10 protein-coding genes and 4 tRNA genes (1 of these 14 cut by a window edge) are annotated in these 10610 nt (G+C 52.6%); 10 read left to right on the forward strand and 4 right to left on the reverse strand.

What is annotated here, in order from left to right; all coding sequences use genetic code 11:
• Positions 1-34 precede the first annotated feature (34 nt).
• Genes srlD through srlA form a run of 4 tightly spaced genes read right to left on the reverse strand, consistent with a single transcriptional unit; the run spans position 35 to position 2739 of the window.
• Complete coding sequence (gene srlD / locus OGX67_RS14460; RefSeq protein WP_003037345.1) at positions 35-814, reverse strand: sorbitol-6-phosphate dehydrogenase; 780 nt, start codon at positions 812-814, stop codon at positions 35-37.
• Positions 815-831: 17 nt separating this feature from the next.
• A complete protein-coding gene (gene srlB / locus OGX67_RS14465) occupies positions 832-1194 on the reverse strand; it encodes a PTS glucitol/sorbitol transporter subunit IIA (protein WP_003846051.1) in 363 nt (120 codons plus the stop codon).
• 13 nt (positions 1195-1207) lie between these two features.
• Positions 1208-2179: a PTS glucitol/sorbitol transporter subunit IIB gene (gene srlE, locus OGX67_RS14470; protein ID WP_003840246.1), complete on the reverse strand. Its 972-nt coding sequence runs from the start codon at positions 2177-2179 to the stop codon at positions 1208-1210.
• The gene (srlA, locus tag OGX67_RS14475; protein WP_003037339.1) at positions 2176-2739 is read right to left on the reverse strand and encodes a PTS glucitol/sorbitol transporter subunit IIC; all 564 of its coding nucleotides are present in this window, start codon (positions 2737-2739) and stop codon (positions 2176-2178) included. Before srlA ends, srlE begins: the two co-directional genes overlap by 4 nt.
• A 265-nt stretch (positions 2740-3004) precedes the next feature.
• On the opposite strand from srlA, the gene mltB reads away from it, so the two are divergent.
• The 10 genes from mltB to OGX67_RS14525 all read left to right on the forward strand — a co-directional run.
• Positions 3005-4084 carry a lytic murein transglycosylase B gene (gene mltB, locus OGX67_RS14480; protein WP_003037336.1) on the forward strand — a complete coding sequence of 360 codons (1080 nt, stop codon included), beginning with the start codon at positions 3005-3007 and terminating at the stop codon, positions 4082-4084.
• 192 nt (positions 4085-4276) lie between these two features.
• Positions 4277-4774: a nicotinamide-nucleotide amidase gene (gene pncC / locus OGX67_RS14485; protein ID WP_048218485.1), complete on the forward strand. Its 498-nt coding sequence runs from the start codon at positions 4277-4279 to the stop codon at positions 4772-4774.
• Between the two features lie 92 nt (positions 4775-4866).
• Positions 4867-5931: a recombinase RecA gene (gene recA, locus OGX67_RS14490; RefSeq protein WP_003037330.1), complete on the forward strand. Its 1065-nt coding sequence runs from the start codon at positions 4867-4869 to the stop codon at positions 5929-5931.
• 86 nt (positions 5932-6017) lie between these two features.
• Positions 6018-6518 (forward strand): recombination regulator RecX, encoded by a 501-nt coding sequence (gene recX, locus OGX67_RS14495; protein WP_003037326.1) that lies wholly within the window; start codon positions 6018-6020, stop codon positions 6516-6518.
• Between the two features lie 128 nt (positions 6519-6646).
• On the forward strand, positions 6647-9274 hold the full coding sequence (gene alaS, locus OGX67_RS14500) for an alanine--tRNA ligase (RefSeq protein WP_003037323.1): 2628 nt from the start codon (positions 6647-6649) through the stop codon (positions 9272-9274).
• Positions 9275-9511: 237 nt separating this feature from the next.
• Positions 9512-9697, forward strand: a complete 186-nt coding sequence (csrA, locus tag OGX67_RS14505; protein ID WP_000906486.1) for a carbon storage regulator CsrA — start codon at positions 9512-9514, stop codon at positions 9695-9697.
• Between the two features lie 336 nt (positions 9698-10033).
• A tRNA-Ser gene (locus OGX67_RS14510) sits at positions 10034-10126 on the forward strand.
• Positions 10127-10129: 3 nt separating this feature from the next.
• Positions 10130-10206 (forward strand) — tRNA-Arg (locus OGX67_RS14515).
• Between the two features lie 90 nt (positions 10207-10296).
• Positions 10297-10373, forward strand: a tRNA-Arg gene (locus OGX67_RS14520).
• 171 nt (positions 10374-10544) lie between these two features.
• Positions 10545-10610: transfer RNA gene (locus tag OGX67_RS14525), tRNA-Arg, on the forward strand (it continues 77 nt past the right edge of the window).

The raw sequence follows: 10610 nt of genomic DNA on the forward strand, positions 1-10610 counted from the left end.
CGGATAAGCGCAGACGCCATCCGGCAATTCAACATTAAAACATCACCTGACCGCCGGTGACGTTGATGGACTGCCCGGTACAGTAAGAGGCTTTCGGACTGGCGTAAAACAGCAGCATGTTTAGCACGTCCTGATAATCGCAGCCGCGCTTAAGCGGAACCTTATCAATGTAGTACTGCTCAACTTCATCTGGCTTAAGGCCAAGTTTGGTTGCATATTGCGGTAATAACGACTGGAACATCGGTGATTTCAACAGATTGCCGAGCATCAGTGAATGCACGGTAATGCCGTATTCCGCCAGATCCAGCGCCAGTGACTGGGTTAAGCCCACGCCGCCAAATTTTGCCGCACTGTAGCCTGAATTGTGTTTGCTGCCCACTTTCCCTGATTTGGAGTTGATCTGGATAATGCGTCCCTGCACGCCATCGCGGATCATCAGGCGTGAGAATTCACGTGCACAGAGGAAGTAGCCAACCAGATTGACCTGCAGCGAGCGGTCGAAATCCCCAAGCTGAAAGTCGCTGATAAACGCGGCTTTAGCGATACCCGCGCTGTAAACCAGCAGATCAACACGACCGAATATTTCATCCACTCCGCGCGACAGCGCCAGCACGCTCTGTTCGCTGGTGGCATCTGCGCCAAAACCGTAGGCTGTACCTTCGCCAAACTCGGCGTTAATTTCCTGCGCCACGTTGGCGGCTTTATCGCTTTGAATATCCACCACCGCGACGCGGTATCCTTCTGTCGCAAGCCCACGGCAAAGGAATGCCCCAAGGGTCTGGCCTCCACCAATGACAACGGCAACCTGATTCATCTTTATCTCCTTCAATCTTAAGCAACAAACTTCAAAATACAGCCCGGCGCAATACCGTCCGGTACGGGACCTGCAACATGTACGGTACCGGGGAATTCCGCTTCACTCAGTCCGTCAAAGCGCAGAGTGATATGCCCGAGTTCACGTAAGTTTTGTTCCGCCACGCTGCCAACGGCGGTGACCGGGTAGTGATGCTGGCCTAGTTCAAACTGGATCCCAGCTTGCAACGAACCGTTCAGCTCGCCGTGGCAATGGATGAAGCAAAACTCCTCGATATCCGCGGGCGCGCCTTCACGAAAGGTAATCAGCATCTGGTCGCACAATGCATCCGGGGCGCTCTGGCCGATACGGGTGATGGTGGTTTGATAAATCACGGTCATTTTTGAGTGCCTCTTATTGGTAAATAAAGCCGGAAACAAACCAGGCGATGAGAACGGTTGGCGCGCCGGTCAGAAAGCGGCTCACCAGAACAGATGGCACGCCGACGCGGACCGTGTCCTGACGCGCTTCGGCCAGCGACAACCCGACAGGAATAAAGTCACATGCGGCCTGGGCGTTAATGGCGAACAGGGCTGGTAGCGCCAGATGTGGGGGAATATTCCCCAAACCAATCTGTACACCGATTAGCACGCCGATAACCTGGGCGATAACCGCACCGGGGCCGAGGAAAGGCGACAGCAGTGGGAAAGAGCAGATAAGTGCCAGAGTGACCAATCCCAGCGGATGGCTGGCCAGTGGTGCAAGTCCATGGGCAATCCAGTCCCCCAGACCCGAAGCCATAATGATGCCGATCAGTGCTGAGACGAACGCCATAAATGGCAAAATAGTTTTCAGGACGGTATCGATGGTGTCGCGCCCGGCCTGGAACAGAACCGCAACGGCTGAACCCATGCCCATCCCCACTTTTGCCAACAGACCATCACTTTGCTCGGTAATTTTCTTGCTGGTGTCGTAATCGCGTCCCATGCTGCTGCTTGCGGGCGTTGGCGTGGCGGACGCTTCGCCGACAACAGTAATATTTTCTTCTTTTACGCCAGAGACATAGATATCTTCGACAATGTACTGAGCCAGTGGGCCGGATTTACCCGTAGCGTGAATATTCACCGTCGGTATACGGCGTTTAGGGTAGATCCCACAGCGCAGCGTGCCGCCGCAGTCGATGATCGCCACACCAATTTCGCTCTCCGGCGGCTCGCCCTCTTTGAAGCCATCAACGGCCTGCCAGCCGGTCAGGCTTGCTATCCTGTCGACGATCGCGGGGCGAGTTCCTGCGGTGATATAGACAATTTTCTTGCCCGGAACGGCATCCAGTTCAAGCGGGCCACCCCAGCCGCCGGTGCCTTTTTCAATACGAATACGTGTCATGATGTTGCTCCCGCCAGATGTACCTTCTGCTCAAGTTGAATGCCCATTTTTTTCTCGAAGATAGTGGTGGTGAAATCGGTCACCCAGCCACGGAAGAAGTTGGTCACCAGACCGACCAGTAAATAGCTCACCGCCAGTGGGCCAAGCGGAAGCCCCAGCGTGGTCAGTCCGCTGGCGATCCCCAGATAGACAAACAGTTCGCCGGGGTTGATGTGCGGGAATAAGCCGTTCATGGAATGGCAACTGTAAGACGCGGCGGCGTAGTAACTGGGCTTGTATTTTTCTGGCATAAAGCGACCCAGACTCAGCGTCATTGGGTTACAAAATACAAATGTGCCGATGCACGGCAGTAGCAAATAGCGGGACAGCGGGTTTCCGGCGCAACGCTGGGCAAAACGTTCAATGCGCTGCTGACCGATAAAGTTAATCAGCGCATTCATGATGACCAGCAGACTGATCAGCAGGGGCAGAATACCGGTCACCATGCCGGTAAACACTTCTCCGCCTTTCTGGAACAGCCCGATAAACCACTCAGCACCGAGTGTGATGGTGTCGATCATTATTCTCTCCTGTAGGGATTTTTAGTTATCTTGCCAAACGGTGGCTGATTTTAATCAGATTGAAAGATATAAAAGTGTTATTTTGATCTCAAAATAAAAGATAAATATTTTAATTTGAAAGTTTTTGCGTGAAAGCTCGCAAATGTGATGGTCAGAGATGAAAGGGGATGTAAATTCTGTGAAGGAGAGCGACTACCGCTTCCTTGTATGGCGGAGGATGCTTTACCATACTTCTCCCAGGCTGAATTTGTTTAATGGATGTCTCATGTTCAAGCGTCGTTATGTAGCGTTACTCCCCCTTTTCGTACTGCTCGCTGCCTGTAGCAGCAAACCTAAACCTTCAGAGACTCAAACGACTACGGGTGCGCCATCCGGCGGCTTCCTGCTTGAGCCACAGCACAACGTCATGCAAACGGGCGGCGATTTTGCCAATAATCCGAACGCGCAGCAGTTCATCGAGAAAATGGTGAACAAGCACGGCTTTGACCGCCAGCAGCTGCAGGAGATCCTGTCGCAGGCCAAGCGTCTGGACTCGGTATTGCGTTTGATGGACCGCCAGGCACCGACGACTCAACCGCCAGCCGGACCTAACGGCGCATGGCTGCGCTATCGCAAACAGTTCATCACACCTGACAACGTGCAAAACGGCGTGGCTTTCTGGAATCAATATGAAGATGCGCTGAACCGTGCGTGGCAGGTCTACGGAGTTCCGCCGGAAATTATTGTCGGTATTATTGGTGTAGAGACTCGCTGGGGCCGCGTGATGGGTAAAACGCGGATTCTGGATGCGCTGGCGACGTTGTCGTTTAACTATCCTCGTCGTGCGGAATACTTCTCTGGTGAACTGGAAACCTTCCTGCTGATGGCGCGAGATGAAAGCGACGATCCGCTCGATTTGAAAGGTTCTTTCGCGGGGGCAATGGGATACGGCCAGTTTATGCCGTCTTCCTATAAACAATATGCCGTTGATTTCAATGGCGATGGACACATTAACCTGTGGGATCCGGTTGATGCCATCGGTAGTGTGGCGAACTACTTCAAGGGCCACGGCTGGGTGAAAGGCGATACGGTCGCGGTTCCGGCAAATGGTCAGGCACCTGGGCTTGCGAACGGCTTTAAAACCCAGTACAGCATTTCTCAGCTTGCTGCCGCGGGTCTGACGCCGCAGCAGTCGTTGGGGAATCATCAGCAGGCCAGCCTGCTGCGCCTGGATATTGGCACGGGTTATCAGTACTGGTACGGACTGCCGAACTTCTACACGATTACCCGCTATAACCACAGCACGCATTACGCGATGGCAGTCTGGCAGTTAGGTCAGGCGGTGGCGCTGGCGCGCGTACAGTAATCGCTCCACCGGCCTACCGGAAGATATCTCTGGTAGGCCGGATAAGATGTCCTGGCATCGCCATCCGGCAGGTCTTATTTGTGCAACGGAGCAATTTTTGGAATCCCCCTCGTAAAACGTTCTCCCCATCCCCACATTGGTCATGAAAGTGCTATCTTGTCCGGCATATTTTTTTAACTGACAGAGGCTGAAATGACCGACAGTGAACTGATGCAGTTAAGCGAGCAGGTTGGCCTGGCGCTGAAAGCGCGCGGGGCAACCATGACGACGGCGGAATCCTGCACCGGCGGCTGGGTAGCCAAAGCGATTACGGATATTGCCGGAAGCTCCGCCTGGTTTGAACGTGGGTTTGTGACCTACAGCAATGAAGCCAAAGCGCAGATGATTGGCGTGCGCGAAGAGACGCTGGCCCAGCATGGCGCGGTGAGTGAGCCTGTGGTGGTGGAGATGGCGATAGGCGCGTTAAAAGCCGCCCGCGCGCATTTCGCTGTTTCGATAAGCGGTATTGCGGGGCCGGATGGCGGTAGTGAAGAAAAACCCGTGGGAACGGTATGGTTTGCCTTTGCCAGCGCGAGCGGCGAGGGGATTACCCGCCGGGAATGCTTTAGCGGCGATCGCGATGCGGTCCGTCGACAGGCGACCGCCTACGCGTTACAAACCCTGTGGCAACAATTTCTACAAAATACTTGATACTGTATGAGCATACAGTATAATTACCTCAACAGAACATTATCTATCACGTTTCGCGGTTTAACCCGAAAGCGGCATGACAGGAGTAATTAATGGCTATCGACGAAAACAAACAGAAAGCGTTGGCGGCAGCGCTGGGTCAGATCGAAAAGCAATTCGGTAAAGGCTCCATCATGCGCCTGGGTGAAGACCGTTCCATGGATGTGGAAACTATCTCCACCGGTTCGCTTTCTCTGGATATCGCATTGGGCGCGGGCGGTTTGCCAATGGGCCGTATCGTCGAAATCTACGGGCCTGAATCCTCCGGTAAAACAACGCTGACCCTGCAGGTTATTGCCGCTGCGCAGCGTGAAGGTAAAACCTGTGCATTTATCGATGCAGAACACGCACTGGACCCGGTCTATGCCCGTAAGCTTGGCGTTGATATTGATAACCTGCTGTGTTCTCAGCCGGATACCGGTGAGCAAGCGCTGGAAATCTGTGATGCGCTGGCGCGCTCCGGTGCGGTTGACGTTATCGTTGTCGACTCCGTTGCCGCATTGACGCCGAAGGCAGAAATCGAAGGCGAGATTGGCGACTCTCACATGGGCCTTGCGGCGCGTATGATGAGCCAGGCGATGCGTAAGCTGGCCGGTAATCTGAAGCAGTCCAACACGCTGCTGATTTTCATCAACCAGATCCGTATGAAGATTGGCGTTATGTTCGGTAACCCGGAAACCACCACCGGTGGTAACGCCCTGAAATTCTATGCGTCTGTTCGTCTGGATATCCGTCGTATTGGTGCGGTGAAAGAAGGTGACAACGTGGTTGGCAGCGAAACCCGCGTTAAGGTTGTGAAAAATAAAATTGCAGCGCCGTTCAAACAGGCTGAATTCCAGATCCTTTACGGTGAAGGCATCAACTTCTACGGCGAACTGGTTGACCTGGGCGTGAAAGAGAAGCTGATTGAAAAAGCTGGTGCATGGTACAGCTACAACGGTGAGAAAATCGGTCAGGGTAAAGCGAATGCGACCAACTGGCTGAAAGAAAACCCGGCAACTGCGAAAGAAATTGAGAAGAAATTACGTGAGCTACTGCTCAATAACCAGGATTCAACGCCTGATTTCTCCGTTGATGACAGCGGCGAAGACGTAAAAGAAACGAACGAAGATTTCTGATAATCTGTTTTGAATCGCATGTTTTGAATCGCATATAGTAAAGGGCTGCATATCATGCAGCCCTTTTTCATTTCTGAAGGTTTACTATGACAGAAGCAACTTCCCGCCGTTCCGCTTATTCCCGACTGCTTGACCGCGCCGTACGTATTCTGGCGATGCGCGATCACAGCGAGCAGGAACTGCGGCGCAAGCTGGCCGCTCCGGTGATGGGGAAAAATGGACCAGAAGAAATTGATGCCACGCCGGAGGATTACGACAAGGTCATCGCATGGTGTATTGAAAGTCGTTATCTGGATGATGATCGCTTCGTGCAACAGTTTATCGCCAGCCGTAGCCGCAAAGGTTATGGACCTGCCCGGGTGCGCCAGGAATTAAACCAAAAAGGGATCACGCGTGAAGCTATCGAGCGGGCCATGCGTGAGTGCGAAATTGACTGGGCAGTGCTTGCGCGTGAGCAGGCCATTCGGAAGTACGGTGAACCTTTACCTGTCGATTTTTCAGATAAGGTAAAGGTCCAGCGTTTTTTGCTCTATCGCGGCTATCTGATGGAAGATATTCAGGCAATATGGCGAAATTTTGACGATTGACCGCATACGGGATTTTACTTCCCAGTAAAGAAAACTTATCTTATTCCCACTTTTCGATTGCCAGAGGCGCAGTTTGCTTGCCGATGCTGGTAATGACATTTCGTTAGCTTGATTTCTTCAGGATAATTATGAGCAAGAGCACCGCTGAGATCCGTCAGGCGTTTCTCGATTTTTTCCATAGTAAAGGACACCAGGTAGTTGCCAGCAGCTCCCTGGTACCGAACAATGACCCTACTTTGTTGTTTACCAACGCCGGGATGAACCAGTTCAAGGATGTTTTCCTTGGCCTCGACAAGCGTAATTATTCCCGCGCAACCACCTCGCAGCGTTGTGTACGTGCGGGTGGTAAGCACAATGACCTGGAAAACGTCGGTTACACTGCACGTCACCACACTTTCTTCGAAATGCTGGGCAACTTCAGCTTCGGCGATTACTTCAAACACGATGCTATTCAATATGCATGGGAACTGCTGACCGGTGAAAACTGGTTTGCCCTGCCAAAAGAGCGTCTGTGGGTCACCGTCTATGAAACTGACGATGAAGCCTATGAAATCTGGGAAAAAGAAGTCGGTATTCCGCGCGAACGTATCATCCGCATCGGTGATAACAAAGGTGCGGCTTATGCTTCCGATAACTTCTGGCAGATGGGTGATACCGGTCCTTGCGGTCCATGCACCGAAATTTTCTACGACCACGGCGACCATATCTGGGGTGGGCCTCCGGGAAGCGCAGAAGAAGATGGCGATCGCTACATTGAGATTTGGAACATCGTCTTCATGCAGTTCAACCGTCAGGCTGACGGCACCATGGAACCGCTGCCGAAACCGTCCGTGGATACCGGTATGGGTCTGGAGCGTATTGCGGCCGTGCTGCAACACGTTAACTCCAACTATGAAATCGACCTGTTCCGTTCACTGATTGAGTCCGTGGCGAAAGTCACCGGCGCGACCGATCTGAGCAACAAGTCGCTGCGCGTTATCGCCGACCATATCCGTTCCTGTGCGTTCCTGATTGCTGATGGCGTTGTGCCGTCGAATGAAAACCGTGGCTATGTGTTGCGCCGTATCATTCGTCGCGCGGTACGTCATGGCAACATGCTGGGCGCGAAGGATACCTTCTTCTACAAGCTGGTTGGTCCGTTGGTGGACGTCATGGGCTCTGCAGGTGAAGAACTGAAGCGTCAGCAGGCTATGGTTGAGCAGGTTCTGAAAACCGAAGAAGAGCAGTTTGCACGTACTCTGGAGCGTGGTCTGGCGCTGCTGGATGAAGAACTGGCAAAACTGTCTGGCGATACGCTGGACGGCGAAACCGCATTCCGTCTGTATGACACTTACGGTTTCCCGGTTGACCTGACGGCAGACGTTTGCCGCGAGCGTAACATCAAGGTTGATGAAGCTGGCTTTGAAGCTGCAATGGAAGAACAGCGCCGTCGCGCACGTGAAGCCAGCGGTTTTGGCGCAGACTACAATGCAATGATTCGTGTTGATGGCGCCTCTGAATTTAAAGGCTACGAGCACCTGGAACTGAACGGCAAAGTCACCGCGCTGTTTGTTGATGGTAAAGCGGTAGACGCAATTAACGCAGGTCAGGACGCTGTTGTCGTACTGGATCAGACGCCGTTCTATGCGGAGTCTGGTGGTCAGGTTGGCGATAAGGGTGAACTGAAAGGCGCAGGTTTTGCGTTTGCCGTTAGCGACACACAGAAATATGGCCAGGCCATTGGTCACATTGGCAAGCTGTCTGCGGGTTCTCTGAAAATTGGTGATGCAGTACAGGCTGATGTGGATGAAGCACGTCGTGCGCGTATTCGCCTGAACCACTCCGCAACGCATCTGATGCACGCGGCGCTGCGCCAGGTTCTGGGCACACATGTGGCACAGAAAGGCTCGCTGGTTAACGATAAACTGCTGCGCTTCGACTTCTCTCATACCGAAGCGATGAAGCCTGCTGAAATCCGTGCTGTTGAAGATCTGGTGAATGCGCAAATCCGTCGCAACTTGCCGATTGAAACGAACATCATGGATCTCGAAGCGGCAAAAGCCAAAGGCGCAATGGCCCTGTTTGGCGAGAAATATGACGACCATGTGCGCGTTCTGAGCATGGGTGATTTCTCTACCGAACTGTGTGGCGGTACTCACGCCAGCCGTACGGGTGATATCGGTCTGTTCCGCATAGTGTCCGAGTCAGGTACTGCGGCAGGCGTTCGTCGTATCGAAGCGGTAACCGGTGAAGGCGCTATCCAAACCGTGCATGCTGAGAGCGATCGCTTAAGCGATGTTGCGCAGCTGCTGAAAGGCGATAGCCAGAATATCGCTGACAAAGTTCGTTCCGTGCTGGAGCGTACACGTCAACTGGAAAAAGAATTGCAGCAATTGAAGGAACAGGCTGCGGCGCAGGAGAGTGCAAATCTTTCCAGCAAAGCGGTTGATATCAACGGTGTGAAGCTGCTGGTCAGTGAACTCGCGGACGTTGAGCCGAAAATGTTGCGTACCATGGTTGATGATCTGAAAAATCAACTGGGGTCTACCGTTATCGTTCTGGCAACGGTAGTGGAAGGTAAGGTTTCTCTGATTGCGGGTGTGTCTAAGGACGTGACAGATCGCGTGAAAGCAGGGGAACTGGTTGGAATGGTCGCTCAGCAGGTCGGCGGTAAGGGTGGCGGTCGTCCGGACATGGCGCAAGCCGGTGGTACGGATGCAGCGGCTCTGCCTGCAGCGTTAGCCAGTGTGAAAGGCTGGGTCAGCGCAAAACTGTAATAACTATAAGCGTCAGCGCATGCCGAAACCCTAAGTTACGGCATGCGAATCAACGCTATCGACAATGATAAAGTCAGGTTGAAGTTGTGTATATCGGCTAAACTTAGGTTTAACAGAATGTGATGCCGTGACTGCTTACACTTAGGTGTTTGTCATCGCTTACTTTTTGGCGTTATATGATGGATAATGCCGGGATACAGAGAGACCCGACTCTTTTAATCTTTCAAGGAGCAAAGAATGCTGATTCTGACTCGTCGAGTTGGTGAGACCCTCATGATAGGCGATGAGGTCACCGTGACAGTTTTAGGGGTGAAGGGCAACCAGGTGCGCATTGGCGTAAACGCCCCGAAAGAAGTTTCTGTCCATCGTGAAGAGATCTACCAGCGTATCCAGGCTGAAAAATCCCAGCAGTCCAGTTACTAAGGTTTTCGCGTCTCACCTTTCTGGTGAGGCGCAACCTGATTGAGTTACCCTTTTTCTTCTCTTTTCTTCTTCGTCCTCCCCATTTTTTCGATTCCACTGGGCGTAATGCCTTTCCCGACGAAGTTTCCGTTTGTTCACTGCTTCAGGAAATTGCCAATTTATCTGTTGATAAAACACTCTTTTTGCCGTTTTTGCAGACTAATTGCGCGTGAAATGTGCAAACGATAAAAGCTCTGGAAAAATTGTTTGACTTATAAGTCCCAGAAAGTAATATGTGCGCCACGCAGCGACGATGAGCAGAAACAAGTTCTTCGAAGCACTCGCAAGAGGCGTGTTGGTGAGGTGGCCGAGAGGCTGAAGGCGCTCCCCTGCTAAGGGAGTATGCGGTCAAAAGCTGCATCCGGGGTTCGAATCCCCGCCTCACCGCCATTTGCATCCGTAGCTCAGCTGGATAGAGTACTCGGCTACGAACCGAGCGGTCGGAGGTTCGAATCCTCCCGGATGCACCATCTTCTCTGCAATAACGCATTAGCGTTGTTACGGAAATCGATATCACTTTAGCAGCGATATCAAATCTGCAGTAAGTAAGTTTTCCTGATGCATCCGTAGCTCAGCTGGATAGAGTACTCGGCTACGAACCGAGCGGTCGGAGGTTCGAATCCTCCCGGATGCACCATATTCTCCGAGATAACAGCAAAACTGTTGTTTCATGGTCTGTGAGATAATCGCGAGCACCAGGGAGGATAACGTTGCTTCAGCAACGGCCCGCAGGGCGAGGCGCAGCCGAGTAATCCTCCCGGATGCACCATCTTCTTCGCAGTATCAGTAGTAAACAGCAATTCCCGATGCATCCGTAGCTCAGCTGGATAGAGTACTCGGCTACGAACCGAGCGGTCGGAGGTTCGAATCCTCC

The sequence above is a fragment of the Citrobacter sp. Cf118 genome (assembly GCF_030334095.1).
Lineage (GTDB): Bacteria > Pseudomonadota > Gammaproteobacteria > Enterobacterales > Enterobacteriaceae > Citrobacter > Citrobacter freundii.

Excerpts from the sequence above, each read along its gene's own strand:
- srlA (WP_003037339.1), bottom strand. The coding sequence starts at position 2,739 with ATGATCGACACCATCACACTCGGTGCTGAGTGGTTTATCGGGCTGTTC.
- csrA (WP_000906486.1), top strand. The coding sequence starts at position 9,512 with ATGCTGATTCTGACTCGTCGAGTTGGTGAGACCCTCATGATAGGCGAT.
- mltB (WP_003037336.1), top strand. The coding sequence starts at position 3,005 with ATGTTCAAGCGTCGTTATGTAGCGTTACTCCCCCTTTTCGTACTGCTC.
- srlE (WP_003840246.1), bottom strand. The coding sequence starts at position 2,179 with ATGACACGTATTCGTATTGAAAAAGGCACCGGCGGCTGGGGTGGCCCG.
- alaS (WP_003037323.1), top strand. The coding sequence starts at position 6,647 with ATGAGCAAGAGCACCGCTGAGATCCGTCAGGCGTTTCTCGATTTTTTC.
- recX (WP_003037326.1), top strand. The coding sequence starts at position 6,018 with ATGACAGAAGCAACTTCCCGCCGTTCCGCTTATTCCCGACTGCTTGAC.
- pncC (WP_048218485.1), top strand. The coding sequence starts at position 4,277 with ATGACCGACAGTGAACTGATGCAGTTAAGCGAGCAGGTTGGCCTGGCG.
- recA (WP_003037330.1), top strand. The coding sequence starts at position 4,867 with ATGGCTATCGACGAAAACAAACAGAAAGCGTTGGCGGCAGCGCTGGGT.
- srlB (WP_003846051.1), bottom strand. The coding sequence starts at position 1,194 with ATGACCGTGATTTATCAAACCACCATCACCCGTATCGGCCAGAGCGCC.
- srlD (WP_003037345.1), bottom strand. The coding sequence starts at position 814 with ATGAATCAGGTTGCCGTTGTCATTGGTGGAGGCCAGACCCTTGGGGCA.